This is a genomic window from Nocardioides sp. SYSU D00038 (assembly GCF_016924665.1).
Taxonomy (GTDB): domain Bacteria; phylum Actinomycetota; class Actinomycetes; order Propionibacteriales; family Nocardioidaceae; genus Nocardioides.
Genome location: NZ_JAFFJT010000016.1, coordinates 304,827 through 322,608, shown reverse-complemented (window position 1 = coordinate 322,608; position 17,782 = coordinate 304,827). Strand labels below are relative to the sequence as shown.

General features: G+C 73.7%; 18 protein-coding genes. 9 read left to right on the top strand and 9 right to left on the bottom strand.

Features of this window, described 5'->3' with window-relative positions; all coding sequences use genetic code 11:
• The first annotated feature begins 195 nt into the window (after positions 1 to 195).
• From rpmH to JT721_RS10090, 8 genes are all read left to right on the top strand, one after another.
• Complete coding sequence (gene rpmH / locus JT721_RS10125) at positions 196 to 333, top strand: 50S ribosomal protein L34 (protein WP_205472972.1); 138 nt, start codon at positions 196 to 198, stop codon at positions 331 to 333.
• Positions 334 to 352: 19 nt separating this feature from the next.
• Complete coding sequence (rnpA, locus tag JT721_RS10120) at positions 353 to 688, top strand: ribonuclease P protein component (RefSeq protein WP_205472971.1); 336 nt, start codon at positions 353 to 355, stop codon at positions 686 to 688.
• Positions 689 to 698: 10 nt separating this feature from the next.
• Positions 699 to 953 carry a membrane protein insertion efficiency factor YidD gene (yidD, locus tag JT721_RS10115; RefSeq protein ID WP_205472970.1) on the top strand — a complete coding sequence of 85 codons (255 nt, stop codon included), beginning with the start codon at positions 699 to 701 and terminating at the stop codon, positions 951 to 953.
• Positions 954 to 990: 37 nt separating this feature from the next.
• A complete protein-coding gene (yidC, locus tag JT721_RS10110; protein WP_240340514.1) occupies positions 991 to 1,980 on the top strand; it encodes a membrane protein insertase YidC in 990 nt (329 codons plus the stop codon).
• A 92-nt stretch (positions 1,981 to 2,072) separates the two neighbouring features.
• Positions 2,073 to 2,540: a R3H domain-containing nucleic acid-binding protein gene (locus JT721_RS10105; protein ID WP_240340513.1), complete on the top strand. Its 468-nt coding sequence runs from the start codon at positions 2,073 to 2,075 to the stop codon at positions 2,538 to 2,540.
• A 9-nt stretch (positions 2,541 to 2,549) separates the two neighbouring features.
• Entirely contained in the window at positions 2,550 to 3,305 is a 756-nt protein-coding gene (gene rsmG, locus JT721_RS10100; protein ID WP_374220882.1) for a 16S rRNA (guanine(527)-N(7))-methyltransferase RsmG, read from the top strand.
• Positions 3,306 to 3,550: 245 nt separating this feature from the next.
• On the top strand, positions 3,551 to 4,495 hold the full coding sequence (locus tag JT721_RS10095) for a ParA family protein (protein WP_374220881.1): 945 nt from the start codon (positions 3,551 to 3,553) through the stop codon (positions 4,493 to 4,495).
• Positions 4,492 to 5,505 carry a ParB/RepB/Spo0J family partition protein gene (locus JT721_RS10090; RefSeq protein ID WP_205472966.1) on the top strand — a complete coding sequence of 338 codons (1,014 nt, stop codon included), beginning with the start codon at positions 4,492 to 4,494 and terminating at the stop codon, positions 5,503 to 5,505. Before JT721_RS10095 ends, JT721_RS10090 begins: the two co-directional genes overlap by 4 nt.
• A 65-nt stretch (positions 5,506 to 5,570) precedes the next feature.
• Here JT721_RS10090 and JT721_RS10085 read toward each other — a convergent pair whose 3' ends face one another.
• Together JT721_RS10085 and JT721_RS10080 are read right to left on the bottom strand one after the other, a co-directional pair.
• On the bottom strand, positions 5,571 to 6,335 hold the full coding sequence (locus tag JT721_RS10085; RefSeq protein ID WP_205472965.1) for a 1-acyl-sn-glycerol-3-phosphate acyltransferase: 765 nt from the start codon (positions 6,333 to 6,335) through the stop codon (positions 5,571 to 5,573).
• Entirely contained in the window at positions 6,335 to 7,648 is a 1,314-nt protein-coding gene (locus JT721_RS10080; RefSeq protein WP_205472964.1) for a PLP-dependent aminotransferase family protein, read from the bottom strand. Before JT721_RS10080 ends, JT721_RS10085 begins: the two co-directional genes overlap by 1 nt.
• 100 nt (positions 7,649 to 7,748) lie before the next feature.
• Here JT721_RS10080 and JT721_RS10075 point away from each other — a divergent pair, with 100 nt between their 5' ends.
• A complete protein-coding gene (locus JT721_RS10075; RefSeq protein ID WP_307827982.1) occupies positions 7,749 to 8,420 on the top strand; it encodes a GNAT family N-acetyltransferase in 672 nt (223 codons plus the stop codon).
• Positions 8,421 to 8,441: 21 nt separating this feature from the next.
• Here the strand turns inward: JT721_RS10075 and trxA are convergent, their stop codons facing one another.
• The 7 genes from trxA to JT721_RS10040 all read right to left on the bottom strand — a co-directional run bounded on the left by trxA (position 8,442) and on the right by JT721_RS10040 (position 17,691).
• Positions 8,442 to 8,765 carry a thioredoxin gene (trxA, locus tag JT721_RS10070; protein WP_205472963.1) on the bottom strand — a complete coding sequence of 108 codons (324 nt, stop codon included), beginning with the start codon at positions 8,763 to 8,765 and terminating at the stop codon, positions 8,442 to 8,444.
• A gap of 123 nt (positions 8,766 to 8,888) precedes the next feature.
• Positions 8,889 to 9,866: a thioredoxin-disulfide reductase gene (trxB, locus tag JT721_RS10065; protein ID WP_205472962.1), complete on the bottom strand. Its 978-nt coding sequence runs from the start codon at positions 9,864 to 9,866 to the stop codon at positions 8,889 to 8,891.
• 92 nt (positions 9,867 to 9,958) lie between these two features.
• Positions 9,959 to 10,753 carry a hypothetical protein gene (locus JT721_RS10060; RefSeq protein ID WP_205472961.1) on the bottom strand — a complete coding sequence of 265 codons (795 nt, stop codon included), beginning with the start codon at positions 10,751 to 10,753 and terminating at the stop codon, positions 9,959 to 9,961.
• Between the two features lie 45 nt (positions 10,754 to 10,798).
• A complete protein-coding gene (sigM, locus tag JT721_RS10055) occupies positions 10,799 to 11,482 on the bottom strand; it encodes an RNA polymerase sigma factor SigM (protein ID WP_205472959.1) in 684 nt (227 codons plus the stop codon).
• Positions 11,479 to 13,452 (bottom strand): protein kinase family protein, encoded by a 1,974-nt coding sequence (locus tag JT721_RS10050; protein WP_205472958.1) that lies wholly within the window; start codon positions 13,450 to 13,452, stop codon positions 11,479 to 11,481. Before JT721_RS10050 ends, sigM begins: the two co-directional genes overlap by 4 nt.
• Positions 13,453 to 13,519: 67 nt before the next feature.
• Complete coding sequence (murJ, locus tag JT721_RS10045) at positions 13,520 to 15,340, bottom strand: murein biosynthesis integral membrane protein MurJ (protein ID WP_240340424.1); 1,821 nt, start codon at positions 15,338 to 15,340, stop codon at positions 13,520 to 13,522.
• Positions 15,337 to 17,691: a DUF6049 family protein gene (locus JT721_RS10040; RefSeq protein WP_205472957.1), complete on the bottom strand. Its 2,355-nt coding sequence runs from the start codon at positions 17,689 to 17,691 to the stop codon at positions 15,337 to 15,339. The genes murJ and JT721_RS10040 overlap by 4 nt, the downstream gene beginning before the upstream one ends.
• Positions 17,692 to 17,782: the final 91 nt, after the last annotated feature.

The window sequence follows — 17,782 nt, the reverse complement described above, 5'->3', positions numbered from 1 at the left end:
CGGGGAGGGGTGGTTCGCGCGGGTTTGACCCTGTCGGAGACCAGCGCGTACCGTTCATTGGTCATCCGGTCGTCGACGGGTGCCGCATGTCCACGGGAGTCGGGTCGATGCCCGTGGGTGGGCGGTGCCGCCGAACGTGGCTGCACCGGTCTGCCCGGATGACCCGAGGCCTGAACCACAGAGGAAGAGAAGTCCGTGAGCAAGCGTACGTACCAGCCGAACAACCGTCGCCGTCACAAGACGCACGGATTCCGCCTGCGCATGCGCACCCGTGCCGGTCGCGCGATCCTGTCGGCCCGCCGTCGCAAGGGTCGCAAGGACCTGGCGGTCTGACGGGCCGGCCGTCCGGGTCGTGCTCGCTGCCGAGCACCGGCTGACCTCTGGCGCCGCGTTCGGTGCGGCCGTCCGTGCTGGGCGCCGCTCCGGCAGCCGCACCCTGGTCGTCCACCTCGCCGGTGCCGACGTGCCTGCCCCGCCCCGGGTCGGGTTCGTGGTCAGCAAGGCGGTGGGCAATGCCGTGGTGCGCAACCGCGTGAAGCGTCGGCTCCGCCACCTGGTGGCCGCCAGGCTCGGGCTGCTGCCCGCCGGCTCGGTGCTCGTCGTCCGGGCCAACCCGGCCGCGGCCGGTGCCTCGGGCGCGGAACTCGGCTCCGAGCTGGACCGTTGTCTCGATCGGGTCCTGGCGTGAGAGGGCGGCCATGAAGTACCTGCTCATCGGTGTGCTGCGCGCCTACCGCGCGGTGATCAGCCCGCTCTACGGCCAGGTCTGCCGCTACCACCCCTCCTGCTCCGCCTACGCGCTCGGCGCGGTGGAGGAGCACGGGAGCATCCGGGGCTCCTGGCTCGCCGTACGCCGACTCGGCCGCTGCCACCCGTGGGCCGCCGGCGGCTACGACCCCGTTCCTCCCCGCCGCGGTGCGGGGTCCGTGACCCCCACCAGACAAGGAGCCTGAGCTCGTGGGAATCCTCGGTGACATCGGCGGCTTCATCATGGCGCCGCTGTACTACGTCATCTCGCTCGTGCTGGTCGGCTGGCACAACCTCTTCAGCCTGGTCCTCGATCCTGAGGGCGGTATGTCGTGGGTGCTGTCGATCATCGGCCTGACCCTGGTCATCCGGGCGGCGCTGATCCCGCTGTTCGTGAAGCAGATCAAGTCGTCACGCAACATGCAGCTGATCCAGCCCAAGGTCAAGGAGCTGCAGAAGAAGTACGGCCACGACCGGGAGCGCCTCGCCCAGGAGACGATGAAGCTCTACCGCGAGTCGGGCACCAACCCGTTCGCCTCCTGCCTGCCGATCCTCCTGCAGATGCCGATCTTCCTGGCGCTGTTCCGGCTGCTCGACCACGCGGCCGACGGCAAGGCCAAGGGCGTGATGACCACCGAGCGGGCCAAGCAGTTCGGCAGCTCGGAGATCTTCGGCGCCATCCCGATCAAGGACACCTTCCTCCAGCCCGACGGACACACGACGGTGATGGTGGTGGCGCTGTTCCTGGTGCTGGCCATGACCGCGACCACCTTCCTCACCCAGCGCCAGCTGATGAGCAAGAACATGCCGGCCGACGCGCTGTCCGGTCCCTACGCCCAGCAGCAGAAGATGCTGCTCTACGTGCTGCCGGTGGTGTTCGCGGTCGGCGGCATCGCGTTCCCGATCGGCGTGCTCCTGTACTGGACCACCTCGAACCTGTGGACGATGGGCCAGCAGTTCTACGTGATCCGCAACAACCCCGCTCCGGGCACTCCCGCGGCCAAGGCCAAGGAGGAGCGTGACCAGGCGAAGGCGGCCCGCAAGGGCACCGCGGTCGCGACCGTGGAGGTCGAGCCCGAGCCCGAGGTGCAGCGGCGGCCCGCGCAACGGCAGCAGCCGAAGAAGCAGACCCGGAGCCAGCGTCGCCAGGCCGGCCAGCGCGGCGCCGGGAACCAGAACCACCCCGGCAACCAGGGGAACCAGAACGACGAGAACGGTGGGAAGACGCAGTGACTGAGGAGATCACCGAGACCGAGGTGCTGGAGCCCGGCGCCGAAGCGGCGGGCGAGGGCCACGGGGACCGCCCGGAGCCGGAGGGCGAGCGGCTGACGCGGCTGGAGCGCCTCGAGCGCGAGGGTGACATCGCTGCCGACTACCTCGAGGAGCTGCTCGACATCGCGGACCTCGACGGCGACCTCGACATGGACGTCGAGGGCGACCGGGCCGCGGTCTCGATCGTGGGCGCGGACCTCCAGCAGCTGGTGGGTGACGACGGGCAGGTGCTCGACGCGCTCCAGGAGCTGACCCGACTGGCCGTCTACCGCGAGACCGGCGAGCGGTCCCGGCTGATGCTCGACATCTCCGGGTTCCGGGCTGAGCGCCGCAGCGAGCTGGAGCGACTGGCTGACGAGGTCGTCGCTCAGGTGAAGGAGTCGGGGGAGCCGGCGTCCCTGTCGCCGATGAGCCCCTTCGAGCGCAAGGTGGTCCACGACGCCGTCGCGGCGGCCGGGCTGACCAGTGAGTCGGAGGGCGTCGAGCCGCGGCGGTACGTCGTGGTGCTGCCCCAGACGTGAGGACTCATCGTGCCTGACCATGTTTCACGTGAAACAGGCACCGGAGCGACACCCTCTCCGCCGAGCGTGGCGGGGAGGGTGTTTGCGTCCGGACGCCTCGCGCTTGCGGAGCGCTATGCCGAGCTGCTGGCCACCGAGGGCGTGGTACGCGGTCTGATCGGGCCCCGGGAGACGCCGCGCCTCTGGGACCGGCACCTGCTCAACTGCGCCGTGCTGGCGGGCCCGGTTCCCAGGGGCGCCCGCGTAGCCGACCTCGGTAGCGGCGCGGGTCTACCCGGGCTGGTGCTGGCGATCGCCCGGCCCGACCTGGAGCTGACCCTGGTCGAGCCGTTGCTGCGCCGGGTGGCCTTCCTGACCGAGGTCGTGGAGGAGCTGGGTCTCCCGGTCGAGGTGGTGCGCGGCCGGGCCGAGACGCTCCACGGCGAGCGCACCTTCGACGTCGTGACCTCCCGTGCGGTCGCACCGCTGGACCGGTTGCTGGACTGGTCGATGCCGCTGGTCGCCCCGGACGGGGTGCTGCTGGGGATGAAGGGCGGCTCGGTGGCTGATGAGGTCGCCGCGGCAGCGCCGACCTTGCAGCGGTGGGGGTGCGCCGAACCCGAGGTCCTCCTGCTCGGCGAGGGTCTCGTGCAGCAGCCCACCTGTGCAGTCCGAGTGGCCTGGGCCGACCCCTCGCAGGTATCTTGGCCGCTTCCGCCGGGCCCGGGGGCCACCCCGGTGCGCGGGCCGCGAGCAGGTACCCGGAGGGGGAGGCGACGACGGTGACGGACGGAGGTACACCCGAACCCCGCGACGGGTCGCAGCCACCCGCCGGCGCGGACCCCGACGCCGTTGAGTTTTCCACCGATGTCACTGCTGTCGCTGAGTCTGGAACCCCCGGTCTTCCACAGGGTGCCCCGGGTTCTCCACAAGCCCCCGCGGACGAGGTTTCACGTGGAACCTCGTCCTCCGATACCCATGTTTCACGTGAAACGAGTTCCTTGGTGAATACCGACCCCTTGGGTCTGCAGGTGCCTACCGCCGGCGACATCGCCCAGTCCACCGTCCCGCCCTACGCGGACGAGAGCACCCCGCTCGCCCGCGCTGCCGAGCAGCTGCTCATGGCTCGTCAGGGCGCCCGGAACCGGCCCCCACTGCCGCGACCCGAGTCGACCCGCATCCTGGTGGTCGCCAACCAGAAGGGTGGCGTGGGCAAGACGACCTCCACGGTGAACGTCGCGGCCGCCCTGGCCCAGTTCGGCCAACGGGTCCTGGTCATCGACCTCGACCCCCAAGGCAACGCCTCGACCGCTCTCAGCGTCGACCACCACCAAGGCACCCCGTCCTCCTACGACCTGCTGGTCGAGGGCAGCCCGCTGGCTGACGTCGTGACCACCTGCCCCGACATCGACGGGTTGTTCGTGGTGCCGGCCACCATCGACCTCGCCGGTGCCGAGATCGAGCTGGTGAGCGTGGTCGCCCGGGAGCAGCGGCTGCACAAGGCACTGCGGGCCGACGGCCGGGTCGGTACCGACGCCACCGCGGGGGAGGACCGCTTCGACTATGTCTTCATCGACTGCCCGCCCTCCCTCGGTCTCCTCACCATCAACGCGCTCGTCGCCGGCGAGGAGATGATGATCCCGATCCAGGCGGAGTACTACGCCCTCGAGGGGTTGGGGCAGCTGCTCAACACCGTGGACATGGTGCGCGCTCACCTGAACCCGGCGCTGGCGATCTCCACCATCCTGATCACCATGTACGACGCCCGCACCCGCCTGGCGTCCGGGGTCGCCGAAGAGGTGCGCGGGCACTTCGGAGACCAGGTGCTCGCGACGAACATCCCCCGGTCGGTGCGGGTCTCGGAGGCCCCGTCGTACGGGCAGACGGTGATGACCTACGACCCCACGTCGCCGGGTGCGCTGAGCTACTTGGAGGCGGCGCGTGAGATCGGCACCAAGGGAGTGAGCGCTCGATGAACGCCAAGCCGCCGCAGCGTCGCGGCCTCGGCCGCGGTCTGGGCTCGCTGATCCCGACCCAGGCCCCCACTCCGGTGGAGCCGGTGACGACCGCCGCCGGCGCTGAGCACGAGGCACCGCCCGCCGACCGGCCCGCGGACCGGTCCGGGGCCGAGCAGCCCCGGGCACCCGAGGTGGACGGCCTGCGCCCGGTCGAGGGCGCCTACTTCGCCGAGCTGCCGGTCGGGGAGATCCAGCCCAACCACGTGCAGCCGCGCAGCGTCTTCGACGAGGAGGCGATGGCCGAGCTGGTCCACTCCATCCGCGAGGTCGGCCTCCTCCAGCCGGTCGTGGTCCGCCGCACCGGCGAGCAGGCCTACGAGCTGGTGATGGGGGAGCGGCGCTGGCGCGCCTCCCGGGAAGCCGGGCTCTCCACGATCCCCGCGATCGTCCGGGAGACCGACGACACCGCGATGCTCCGGGACGCGCTGCTCGAAAACCTGCACCGCTCCCAGCTCAACCCGCTCGAGGAGGCCTCGGCCTACGCCCAGCTCCTCGAGGACTTCGAGTGCACCCACGAGGAGCTGGCGACGCGGATCGGCCGGTCGCGGCCGCAGATCAGCAACACGCTGCGGCTGCTGCGGCTGAGCCCGGCCGTGCAGCGGCGGGTCGCCGCCGGCGTGCTGTCGGCGGGGCACGCCCGGTCGCTGCTCGCGGTCGAGGACCCGGAGGTGCAGGACCGCCTGGCCCAGCGGGTCATCGCCGAGGGCATCAGCGTCCGCGGCCTCGAGGAGATCGTCGCTGTGGGCGACACCGGCCGCAGCCGCAGCAACCGGGCCCAGCGGGCCCGCCCCACGGCGCCGGGCCTGGCCGAGCTCGCCGACCGGCTCTCGGACCGGTTCGAGACCCGGGTCAAGGTCGACCTGGGTCGGGCCAAGGGCAAGATCACCGTCGAGTTCGCCTCGCTCGACGACCTGCGCCGGATCGTCGACATCATGGACCCCCGCAACCGGGACGACCGTCCCGTCTGACCGGCGACCTGTCGCTTTGTCGACAAAGCGACAGATCAATAGAACGACCGTGGCGTCCTCGCAGGTCAGGCGGGGTGCCGACCCGCCCGTCGGGCTGCCCGCGCGGCCCTCTCGGCCGCGTCGAGCTCGGCCGCCTCGGCCAGGGTGGGGGCGCCGCCGCCGAGCCGCCGCGGCAGCCACCACGACCCTGGTGGCTGCTCCTCGGCGGGGTAGGCGGCGATGGTGCGGTCGAGCAGGTCGCTCATCACCGCGTGCAGCTCGGCGGTCTCGGCCACCGGGTCGGCCCCGGTCGGGTGCAGCGGCTCCCCGACCGAGACCGCGATGGTGGTGCCGCGCGAGAAGTCGCGAGGGTGGTCCTTGGTGAGCAGCCGCTGGGTGCCCCACAGGATGACCGGTACGACGGGCACGCCGGCCTCGGCCGCGATCCGCACCGCCCCGGTCTTGAACTCCTTGAGCTCCATCGCCCGGCTGATCGTCGCCTCGGGGAAGATCCCGACCACCTCGCCGTCCGCGAGGTAGCGCACCGCCGTCCGCAACGACGCCTCGCCCTCGTCGCGGTCGACCTCGATGTGGTGCATCGAGCGCATCACCGGGCCGCCGATGCGGTGGTCGAAGATCTCCCGCTTGGCCATGAACCGCACCAGGCGGCGCGAGGGGTGGGCCGCCAGGCCGCCGTAGATGAAGTCGAGGTAGCTGACGTGGTTGACCGCCAGCAGCGCCCCACCGGTGCGGGGCACGTGCTCGGTGCCGGTGAGCTGGAAGCGCTGCCCGAGCAGCCGGAAGCCGAGCTTCGCCGTCGCGATGATCGGCGCGTAGGTGACGTCGCGCATCAGGTGAGGTCGCTGGTCGGGCCGTCGTAGCCGCCACCGATCCGGCGTGGCGGCGCCGAGGCCCCGAAGGTCTCGCGCAGCTCCATCTCGGCCTCCAGCACGCCGGCGAGCCGGCGCACCCCCTCGCGGATCCGCTCCGGAGTGGGGTAGCAGAACGACAGCCGCATGTAGCCGGTGCCGAACCCGTCGGCGAAGAACGCCGTGCCCGGCACGTAGGCCACCCGCGCCGTGACCGCGCGCGGCAACATCCCCTTGGCGTCGACGCCGGGCGGGAGCTTGAGCCAGACGAAGAAGCCACCGGCCGGCACGTTCCACTCGCACGACGCCGGCATCAGGTCGTGCAGCGCCTCGTTCATCGCGTCGCGGCGCTCGCGGTACATCTCGCGCATCTGCTTGATCTGGCCCTGCCAGTCGTGCTCGCGCAGGTACGCCGAGACCGCGAACTGGTTGAACGTCGGCGGGCACAGCGTGGCCGACTCCTGGGCCAGCACCAGCTTCTCCCGCACCGAGTGCGGGGCGAGCGCCCAGCCGACCCGCATGCCGGGGGAGAACGTCTTGGAGAACGAGCCGAGGTAGATCACGCCGTCGGGCGCGTCCGCCCGGATCGCGCGCATCGGCTCCTGGTCGAAGCCCAGCAGGCCGTAGGGGTTGTCCTCGAGCACCAGGACGCCCTCGCGGCGGCAGATGTCGATCACCTCGAGCCGGCGCTCCGCGGTCATCGTCACCCCGGCGGGGTTGTGAAAGTTGGGGATCGTGTAGAGGAACTTGATCCGCTTGCCGGCCGCCTTCACCGCGGCGATCGCCTGGCGCAGCGCCTCGGGGACGAGCCCGTCGGCGTCGACCTCGGCGTGCACGACGTCGCACTGGTAGGCCTTGAACACCCCGAGCGCCCCGACGTACGACGGCGCCTCGCAGATCACCACGTCGCCGGGGTCGCAGAAGACCCGGGTCACGAGGTCGACCGCCTGCTGGGACCCGACCGTCACCACGACGTCGTCGGGATGGGCGTTGATCCCCTCGAGGCGCATCACCTCGGTGATCTGCTCGCGCAGCTCGGGCTCGCCCTGGCCGGAGGAGTACTGCAGCGCCATCGGCCCGTTGTCGCGCAGCAGCCCCGAGATCGCCTCGCCGACGACGTCGAGCGGCAGCCCGGAGATGTTGGGCATCCCGCCGGCCAGCGAGACCACCTCCGGCCGGGAGGCGACGGCGAAGAGCGCCCGGATCTCCGAGGCCGTCATCCCGGCCGTCCGCGCTGCGTACCGGTCGACGTAGGGGTCGAGACGGGTGCTCTGCGTGCGCGCGGGAGTGTCCATGGTGCCTCTAGCATGAGGGATGCCGCCGCGGCCCGCACCCGGGATCGGGGTCTGATCGCTCACACGGCCTCCGCGACGGTCTCCGACCGAGGAGGATCGCGTGTCACGCAAGGTCGTCCGGCTCACCGTCGACCACCTGGCCGAGCTGCCGGGGCCGTGCGGCAGGTGCCTGTTCTGGGAGCTCGACCCGGTGCGTCGGGCCCGGGTCGCGCCGGTGGAGGTGGCGGCCGAGAAGGAGGGCTGGGTCTCCGAGGTGCTCCGCGAGTGGGGCTCGTGCGGCCGGGTGGTGCTGGTCGACGACCGCCCGGTCGGCTACGTCGTCTACGCCCCGGCGGCGTTCGTGCCCGGAGCCGCGGGCTTCCCCACCGCCCCGGTCTCGCCCGACGCGGTGCTGCTCACGACGGCGTACGTGGAGCCCGGGCTGGCCCGAGGCGGGCTGGGCCGGGTGCTGGTGCAGGGGATGGCGCGCGACCTGATCTCGCGCGGCACCCGGGCGGTCGAGGCGTTCGGTCACCACGACCGGCTGCCCCACCGCGCGGGGTGCGTGCTTCCGGTGGGGTTCCTGGGGGGCGTGGGGTTCAAGACCCAGCGGGCGCACCCGGTCACCCCCCGCCTGCGGATGGAGCTGCGCACCGCCCTGACCTGGCGCGACGAGGTGGAGGTCGCGCTGGAGCGGTTGCTCGGGGCGGTGCGTCCCGCCCCGGCGCGCGCCCCGCGGCCGACCCCGACAACGACGCGGTCCCCGTCGCCGAGGGCGACGGGGACCGGGTGAGGACCAGCTGAGCGGTGGGGCTCAGATGAAGTCGGACAGCTCGTTGAGCAGCATCGCCTTGGGCTTGGCGCCGACGATGCTCTTCACGACCTCGCCGCCCTGGTAGACGTTGATCGTCGGGATGCCGGTGACCCGGTAGGTCGACGGCGTGACGGGGTTCTCGTCGACGTTCATCTTCAGGAAGGTGATCTTGTCGCCGTGGGCGGACGCGATCTCGTCGAGGATCGGCGCGACCTGCTTGCACGGCCCGCACCACTCGGCCCAGAAGTCGACGAGCACCGGCTTCTCGGACTGCAGCACCTGGCTCTGGAACTCGTCGTCGGTGACGGCGGAGATGTTGCCCACGGTTGTTTCCTCTCGGTTGAGTTCAGCGCGACGCTTGGCTCTCGCGCCGGCAGGTCCGGCGCTCACCCCAGTCAACACCAGCGCCGGGCGCGGGATTCCCCGCACCCGCCGCCGCGACGGGCGTCAGGACGAGTACGTCAGCTGGGCCTGGTCGGTCGCCGGCTCGCCGGCGTGGTCGAGGTCGGCGAGGTAGCGCTCGGCGTCGAGCGCGGCCGAGCAGCCGGTGCCGGCGGCGGTGATGGCCTGCCGGTAGTGGTGGTCGACCAGGTCGCCGGCGGCGAAGACGCCGGTGAGGTTGGTGCGGGTCGAGGGGTGGTCGACCAGCACGTAGCCGTCGTCGTCGAGGTCGACCTGGCCGCGCACCAGCTCCGAGCGCGGGTCGTGGCCGATCGCGATGAAGAGGCCGGTGGCGTCGAGGTCGCGGGTCTCGCCGGTCACGGTGTCCTTGAGGGTGACCGAATCGACGCGGTCGGTGCCGTTGATCTGCTCGACCACGGAGTTCCACACGATCTCGAGCTTGGGGTCGGCCAGCGCGCGGTCCTGCATGATCTTCGACGCCCGCATCTCGTCGCGGCGGACGATGAGCGACACCTTGGAGCCGAACCGGGTCAGGAAGGTGGCCTCCTCGACCGCGGAGTCACCGCCGCCGACGACGGCGATGTGCTGCTCGCGGAAGAAGAACCCGTCGCAGGTGGCGCACCACGAGACGCCGCGCCCCGACAGCGCGTCCTCGTTGGGCAGCCCGAGCTTGCGGTAGCCCGAGCCCATCGCGAGGATCACCGCACGGGCGGTGTAGGTGTCGGTGGCGGTCTTGACGACCTTGATCTCGCCGGTGAGGTCGACCTCGACGACGTCGTCGGGCACCAGCTCGGCGCCGAACCGCTCGGCCTGGGCGCGCATCTCGTCCATCAGGGCCGGGCCCATGATCCCGTCGCGGAAGCCGGGGAAGTTCTCGACCTCGGTGGTGTTCATCAGCGCACCGCCGGCGGTCACCGAGCCCTCGAAGACCAGCGGCTCCAGGCTGGCACGGGCGGCGTAGACGGCCGCGGTGTAGCCCGTCGGACCGGAGCCGATGATGATGACGTTGCGCGGGTCGGACATGGGCGGTGGACTCCCTGGGCAGAAGGCTGGACGACCGGACTGGACGTACGCCGGTCTAACCGATCCTAGGCGAGGAAGATTCCGCCGCCGCCTCAGCGGGGCGGGAGCGTGACCGAGCGCAGCGGCTCGCCCGTGCCGCACTGCAGCAGGTCGACCACCCGGGCGGCCGCGGTGGCCGGCCGCAGCACCAGGACCGCCGCCTCGCCGTCGTAGAGCACCGGCACCAGGCGGCCGTCGCCGTAGGGGCCGGGCGGGCAGTCGAGGCCGTGCTCGTCCAGCGGGCGGTTCGCCGACGCGGTGGTGTCGTCCGCGTCGCCGCGGGGAGCGTCCTCGTTGTCGAGCGGGACCATCTCGACCTGGCGGACCACCCGCCGGACGTCGCGGCCGAAGTCGGCCGACGCGATCCGGGGCACGGCGTCGCGGGAGGCGTAGGCACGACCCTCCCCCGCCACCGATCGCTCCTGGGGCGCCGCCTCCGGCGCGGCAGCGTCGTGCTCGGCGCTGCCACCGGCGTCGCCCGCCGTGGCCGCGTTCTCGTCGGCCGAGCTGCTGTCGCTGTCGCTGCTGGCGAGATCGACCTGGGGGACCACCACGGCGAGTCCCACGACGGCGGCCGCCGCCGCGACCAGGCCGGCCCCGCGCCGGCGCCGACGCCGGGCGTCGAGCGAGGCGACTGCCGCGACCGGTGCGGCGCGCCGCCCGGAGAGGTCGGCGAGCACCCGGTCGAGCCGGGCCGCGACGTCGTCGGGCACCGGCTCGTCGTGCCGGGCCTCGGCCAGGAGGCGGCGCACGTCGGCCTCCAGCTCGGGGTCGGGCCGGTCGTCGGGCCGGTCGTCGGGCCGGTCGTCGGGCCGGTCGTCGGGCGGGTCGGGGCGCTGCTCGGCCATGGGACGGACGCCTCCTCTCGGCAGGTCGGGGGTGGGTGGGGTGGGTCAGACCGGCTCGGGCGGGGCGCGGCTCGGATCCAGGTGTTCGACGGACGGCGAGGGCGGGGGGTTCCGGGACGGCGGGTGAGCCGGGTCACCGGCGCTCCGCCGGGAAGGGCGCAGCGGCTCGAGCGCGACCGCCAGCCGGGCCCGGCCGCGCGAGCACCGCGACTTCACCGTGCCGACCGCGCAGTCGAGGATCGCGGCGGCGTCGGCCACCGAGTAACCCTCCATGTCGACCAGCACCAGCGCGGCCCGCTGCTCGGCCGGCAGCTCCGCGAGCGCCCGCAGCACGACGGCGCGCCGCTCCCCGCTGACGGCGAGGTCGGCCGGGTCGGCGGTCGCGTCGGAGGAGGCCGCCGAGCCGCGGTCGCGGTGGTCGTCGAGGTCGTCGGGGAGCGGGTCGGCGCGGCGTACCTTCTCGGCGCGCACCCGGTCGAGGCAGGCGTTGACCACGACCCGGTGCAGCCAGGTGGTCACCGCCGCGTCGCCGCGGAACGAGCCGGCCCGGCGGAACGCCGCGATCATGCCGTCCTGGAGGCCGTCGGCGGCGTCCTCGGGGTTGCCGAGGGTGCGCAGCGCCACCGCCCAGAGCCGGTCGCGGTGCCGACCGAAGAGCACGCCGAAGGCGTCGGGGTCGCCGGCCACGTGGGCGCGCAGCAGCTGCTCGTCGGTGCGCTCGTCGGTCATCCGCGCACCACGACCTCGGCGACCTCCGCGCGGAACTGGCCGTCGTCGGTGCGCGGCAGCGAGGTCAGCCACACCACGAGGTAGCGACCGGTCGAGCCCGAGGCTGTCGTGATGGTGCCCTCGATGCCGAACTCGGCGTCGGCGCCGACCTCGGTGAGCCCGGTGATGTCACCGGTGATGTCGCCGGTGATCTCGGCGGGGTCGTCGTCGGAGAGGTAGAGGGTGACCGCAGTGGGCGACCCCACCAGCGTCAGGTCGACGGCGGAGACCGGCACGCTGGCGCCCAGGTCGAGCACCAGGCCGACGCCCTCCTTGAGGCCGCGCGGGCCGAGGTCCTGCTTGTAGGTGCTGGTCTCCCAGGTGGTCGCCGGGTCGCCGTCGACCACGGCGGCGACGTCCTCGGGGTTCTCCTCGGGCGGCTCGCCCTGGGGGTCGAGGTCGCGCGCGGTGACGCCCTCGACCGGCACCCCGGGCGAGGCCGACGGGGTCGGGTCGCCGGCGGTGGCGGACGACGACGGGGTCGACGTGGTGGGGGGGTCGTCGGGCTCGGCGCCGAGCAGGGTGCGGCCGCGGCCGAGGTTGTAGGCGACCAGCACCGCGACCCCCAGCAGGAGCAGCACGGTCAGCGCCACCGCGAGCCGCAGCCAGCGCCGGCCCGGGGGCGGCTCGTCGTCGTCGACGACCGGGAGCAGGCCGCTGCCGGTGGTGCGGCCGGTGTCCCACGGCCAGTACTCCCCGGGCTGCGCCGCCGGCGCCGTCGCGAGCGGGTGCCTGGCCCGCCGCACCGGCCGGCCGTCCTCGGGCTCGGGGGCGAACAGCGGCCGCTCAGGAGGGTCCTCGAACGGCGGCGGCGGGGGCGGCGTCTCGTTGCGGGCGGCAAACCACGAGACGTCGTCGCTCTCGTCGTCGAAGATCGGCACCCCGGCCTGGGTCGGCAGGTCGGCCGACCGGGCGGGTGCCGGCGCCGGCGGTGGCTCGAGCCGAGGCTGGGGCTGAGGCTGGGGCTGAGGCTGGGGCCGAGGCTGGGGCTCCGGGGCCGGGTCCGGCGCGGGGGTGCGGGTGCGGGGCCGCTCGGCGGTGTCGCCGAGCCGGGAGCCGGTGACCGGGCCGGCGTCGCGGGCCTTGAGCTCGGGCACCGCCGGCAGGCTGACGATCTCGTGGCGCCCCGGGTGCGCGGCCGCCATCGCCTCCTGCATCCCGGTGGCGTCGCCGACGAAGTCGACCAGCGCGGCGTGCACGGCGCGGGCGCTGCCGAGGTCGCGCGGGTCGCGGGTGCGGGCGTGCCGGCCGTTGAGCAGCTCGTCGCACAACGCGTCGAGCACCCGCGGGATCCCCGCGCGCACCTGACGCGGCCGGAGCACCCCGGCGGGCCCGCTGGGCGCGGGCGTGACGGCGGACGGCGAGCCGCCGGCCCACCGACCGGTGAGCCCGGCGTAGAGCAGCCCGGCCAGGTCGCGCACGTCGCCGGCCGGCTCGGCCGGCCCCAGCCCGTGCAGGGCGGCGTCGACGCAGCACCCGATGATGCGCACCGCGCCGGTGGCGTCGACGAGCACGTTCTCGGGCGACAGGCGGCCGTGGGTGACGCCGGCCGCGTGGGCCGCGGCCACCGAGTCGGCCACCTCCGAGACCACCCAGGCCGCGCGGCGAGGACTCAGCGCGCCGTTGTTGGCGAGCATGATGTCCATGGAGGTGCCGGAGCCCCACTCGTTGACGACGTAGCAGTGCCCGTCGACCCGCTCGGCGTCGAGCACCCGCAGGATCCGCCGGTCGAGCACGGTGGCCGAGCGCCGGGCCGCCTCGAGCAGCGCGTCGGCCCGGTCGTCCTCGGCGGGGATCACGTGGAGGGCGACGTGGCGCTCGAGCACCCGGTCGTGCGCACGCCAGAACCGGCCGCCCCCGCTCTCGCTGAGCAGGTCGACCAGCCGGTACCGCCCGGCGAGCTCGTCACCGGGGCGGATGCTCTGCGGCACCTCGTCCCTGACCTTCCGTCGTGCGTCTCACCTCAGCGGTGTGCCGTGGGGCCATCGTAGGCGTGCCTCAGCGCCCCGCGCCGAACGGCAGGCGGCGGGTCACCTTGGCGACGACCGAGGTCACCTCGGTGATCCGCAGGGCCTGGGCCATGGCGAGGAACGCCGTCCCCGCCTCGGCGGCGATGACCGTGGCCTGCAGCCCCGCCGAGAGCACGCTCGCGTCGTCGGTGCCGGGCAGCAGCCGGGCGACCAGCAGCGCGCCGCCCGCGGCCACCGCGACCGCCAGGGCCAGCCGGACGAGGAACCGCGTCAGCAGGTGGTCCTGGAGGTCGCCGAGCCGGCGCCGCAGCAGCACGAACGAGATGGCGGCGCCCACGGCGTACGCCGCGGTGTAGCTCACGACCAGGGCGGGCGAGGTGTCGCTGGCCGAGGTCAGGCCCACCAGCGCCACCGCGGCGGCGATGTTGACCGCGGCCACGACGCACTGCACGTGGAAGACCGTGCGGGTCTGCTCGAGCGCGTAGAAGCCGCGCAGCATCAGGTAGTGCACGGTGAAGGCGACCAGCCCGGGCCCGAACAGCGCGAGCGAGGCGACGTAGTTGTCGACCGTGTCGGCCGCGGCGCCGTAGCCCCAGATCACCCGGGCCAGGGTCGGCGCCAGCACCGGCAGCACGGCGGCGAACGGCACCACGACGACCAGCGCGGTGCGCAGCGTCTCGCCGAGGGTGCGCCCGAGGCCGCGCAGGTCGCCGTCGGCGGCGCGGGCCGAGAGCAGCGGCAGGATCGCGGTCGCCAGCGACACGGTGATCACCGAGTGCGGCACCATCATGATGAGGAACGTCGAGGAGTAGACCGAGTAGCCGGTGCCGGTCGCTGCCCCGCCCGCGCCGCACCCGTCGGCCTGCACGGTGCCGGACGACGCGAGCCGCACCACCACGGTGTAGGCGACCTGGTTGACGATCACGAACAGCACCGTCCACACCCCGAGCCGCAGGGTGTGGCCGAGCCCGGTGCCGCGGAAGTCGAAGCGCGGCTTGAAGGTGAAGCCCGCCGAGCGCAGGTAGGGCAGGAGGATCAGCAGCTGGGCGGCGATGCCGAGCGTCGAGCCGATGCCGAGCAGCAGCTCCTCGCCGGTGTCGAAGCCGGCGCACCGCTCGGTGGTGTCGGCGGTGCCGAAGAGGAACAGGTAGCCGACCAGCACCACCACGCTGATCACGTTGTTGGCGATCGGTGCCCACATCATCGGCCCGAACCGCCCGCGGGCGTTGAGGATCTGCCCGACCAGCACGTACATGCCGTAGAAGAAGACCTGCGGCAGGCAGAGCCGGGCGAAGTCGACCACCGAGTCGCGGGCGTCGGGCGGCCAGCCGGGGTCGAAGAAGAGCCGCATCACCCACGGCGCCGCGACCACCAGGCCGACCGTCACCGCGCCGAGGAACAGCGCGGCGAGCGTGATCACCCGGTTGGTGTAGGCCTCGCCGCCGTCGGCGTCGAGCCGCATCGCCCGCACCAGCTGCGGCACCAGCACGGCGTTGAAGATGCCGCCGGCCAGCAGGATGTAGAGCATGTTGGGGATCGTGTTCGCGATGTTGAACACGTCGGCGTGCAGCAGGTTGCCCAGCGCCGCCGCGAGCAGGATCGAGCGCACGTAGCCGCTGAGGCGCGACACCACGGTGCCGGCGGCCATGATCGCGCTGTGCCCCAGGATCGCGTCCTGGTCGGCGGCGTCCTGGGTGGCCCGACGGATCCGCTCGACGGCCGGGATGCCGATCCGGGTGGCGGTGCGCTCGTCGTCGGGGTGGTCGCGCCAGTCGTCTGCAGCCTCGTCGCCGCCGTCCCAGTCCTCGAGGCTGGCGTCGTCGAGCCCGTCGGCGTCGCGGTCGGTCATGGCGCGTCGACCGGCTCGTCGACGGGTGGGTCGACCGGCTCGTCGTCGGCCGCCCGGCGCGCGCGCCGGGCCCGGCGGTAGAGCCGGAAGCCGATCGCCGAGAACAGCAGCGCCGCACCGGTGCCCATGAACAGCCAGATCACGTCGCTCACCTGCGCCGAGCGCAGCGACAGGTCGTCGCTGGCGCCGATCGCGGTGCCCTCGGGGTCGGTGACCTCGAGCACCACCCGGTGCAGCTGCACGCCGCGCTCCTGGGTGCGGGCGTCGAGGAGCACGGCGGCCCGCCCGTCGGCGGCGATGTCGACGCTGCCCGGCCCGGAGATCTCCAGGCCGTCGTCGGTGCGGGCCTGGAGGCCGACCCGCACCGGCTGGGCCAGCCCGTTGGTCAGCGTGGCGAGGAACTTGCCGCTCTCGCTGGAGAGCGTGACCGCGACCGGGGCGTCGACGGTGACCTCGCCGAGCCGGTCCGCCACCCACTCCTCCGCGGCGGCCGCGGACTCGCGGAACCGCTCGGGCCGCCGGCGGGCGGCGTAGGAGGTGGTGGTGAGCGCCTGGCCCGCGACCGTGGCGGCGACGGCGTCGTTGCGGGTGAGGATCGCCTGGAGCGACGTGCCGGCGCCGATCAGCGACCGGGCGGCCGCGAAGCCCGAGGCCGGCACCTCGGTGTCGGCCTGGCGCTCGGGGTAGACGATCGCCGTGTCCGCCAGCCTCGAGGCGGGGCGCGAGGAGATGCTGCGCAGCGAGCCGAGGTCGAACCACGGGACGTCGAGCCCGGAGAAGAAGCCGGTCGCCGAGACGGGGTTCCAGTCGTGGGGGAGCATCACCACCAGCGGCTGCGGGTCGGCAGACAGCGCACGCACCGCGGCCTCGCCGAGGATCCGCTGGCGGAACGCCACGGTGGCCAGCGGGTCGCCCGGCAGCGGGCCGCCAGACGCGGCGCCCGAGGAGGTCACGACCACCCGCCGGCCCGCGACGTCGACGACCGTCGGCACCGGCCCGGTCTCCTGCGCGGCGAACAGCTGGTCGGTCACCAGCACCGTGCTGTCGTCGGAGGCCGTGCGGAGCGCCGCGAGGTCGAGGAAGCCGCTGGGCGAGGAGACCACCGGCGTGGCGGGCAGGTCCCACGGCGCCAGGCGGCTGCCGCTGCGCTGCTCGGCGCGGTCGAGCAGCTCGGGGTCGTGCTTGGCCGCGGCGGCGACGTCGACGTCGCCGAACGGCAGGGTCAGCACCTCGTCGCGTGGCAGCGTCGCCTCGAGCCGGTCGAGCCAGACCTGGGCGGTGGCCGCCGCCTCCGCCTCCAGCGCGGTGAGCTCCGGCATCCGGGGCTCACCCCCGCCGTCGCCGCCGTCGCCGCCCCCGCCGTCGCTCCCGTCGTCGTTCCCGCCCTGCTCGTCGCCGTCTCCGCCGCCGTCGAGCGAGGCGTCGGGCGGGTCGAGCTCGGGGTCGGTGGCGTCGGGGGTGAGGGTCGCCCCGGACGCCGACGGCGACGCGGAGGGCTTCTCCTCCTCCGGCGGCAGCGTGGGGGCCAGCGACCGCGGCGGGTTGCCGGCCGCGATCCGGCGGACGGCGGTGACCAGCGCGGGGTCGACCACCCAGCTCACCGACTCCTCGCCCGAGGCGGTGCCGAAGTCGACCAGCGAGCGCAGTCGGCCGCCCGGGCCGAGGGCCTGGGTCCAGCCGCGCAGGTCGCGCACCGACCCGTCGGCGTCGTACTCGATGCCGCGCCGCAGCGGCACCACGACCGCGCCGGGCACCGTGGCGGCGGCCGCCCCGCCCTGCCGCTGCGGCACCAGCGGCAGGAAGGTGCGGGCCCGGCCGTCGGCGTTGGTGTCGCGGCCGTCGGGGCCCTGACCGAGGGCGTGCACGCCGAACCAGTAGACGCCCGGCCGCAGCTGGCCGAGCCGGCTGCGCGGCACCGAGAACGAGAACGACGTGCTGTCGCCGGGCAGCAGCTCCGGCACGGTGTCCATGGCCCGCGGCAGGTCGGTGATCCGCTCGCCGACCGCGACGTCGGGCGGCAGCTGGGCCGCCGCGGAGAGCTCGGCGGCGGTGGTCATCGGCTCGGCGGAGACCAGGGCGTAGAGGTTGACCGTGGTCCACGGCACGTCGTCGAGGTTGGTGACGGTGCCCGAGACCCGGATCTGCCCGCGGGTCGGGATGGTGGAGGGGGTCAGCGAGTCGAGCTCGACCGAGAGCGGGGTGTCGACCGCCGGAGCGGCTCGGGTGACCGGAGGAGCGGCGCGCACCGCCGTCCGGGCGTCGTCGGCGTGGCCCGCGGCCGGGGTGAGCACGGTGGCCACCAGGCCCGCGGCGGCCGCCACGAGGGCAGGCAGCAGTGACCGGCGGACCATGCCGCGACCCTACCCGTGGCGCGACCCCCGGCCGCGGCGCCGGGGACCACCGCGAGCGAATAGACTGCGCCCCCGTGTCCGACGCCGAGAA

Excerpts from the sequence above, each read along its gene's own strand:
- yidD (WP_205472970.1), top strand. The coding sequence starts at position 699 with ATGAAGTACCTGCTCATCGGTGTGCTGCGCGCCTACCGCGCGGTGATC.
- yidC (WP_240340514.1), top strand. The coding sequence starts at position 991 with ATGGCGCCGCTGTACTACGTCATCTCGCTCGTGCTGGTCGGCTGGCAC.
- JT721_RS10090 (WP_205472966.1), top strand. The coding sequence starts at position 4,492 with ATGAACGCCAAGCCGCCGCAGCGTCGCGGCCTCGGCCGCGGTCTGGGC.
- JT721_RS10085 (WP_205472965.1), bottom strand. The coding sequence starts at position 6,335 with ATGCGCGACGTCACCTACGCGCCGATCATCGCGACGGCGAAGCTCGGC.
- JT721_RS10080 (WP_205472964.1), bottom strand. The coding sequence starts at position 7,648 with ATGGACACTCCCGCGCGCACGCAGAGCACCCGTCTCGACCCCTACGTC.
- trxB (WP_205472962.1), bottom strand. The coding sequence starts at position 9,866 with ATGTCCGACCCGCGCAACGTCATCATCATCGGCTCCGGTCCGACGGGC.
- JT721_RS10060 (WP_205472961.1), bottom strand. The coding sequence starts at position 10,753 with ATGGCCGAGCAGCGCCCCGACCCGCCCGACGACCGGCCCGACGACCGG.
- sigM (WP_205472959.1), bottom strand. The coding sequence starts at position 11,482 with ATGACCGACGAGCGCACCGACGAGCAGCTGCTGCGCGCCCACGTGGCC.
- murJ (WP_240340424.1), bottom strand. The coding sequence starts at position 15,340 with ATGACCGACCGCGACGCCGACGGGCTCGACGACGCCAGCCTCGAGGAC.
- JT721_RS10040 (WP_205472957.1), bottom strand. The coding sequence starts at position 17,691 with ATGGTCCGCCGGTCACTGCTGCCTGCCCTCGTGGCGGCCGCCGCGGGC.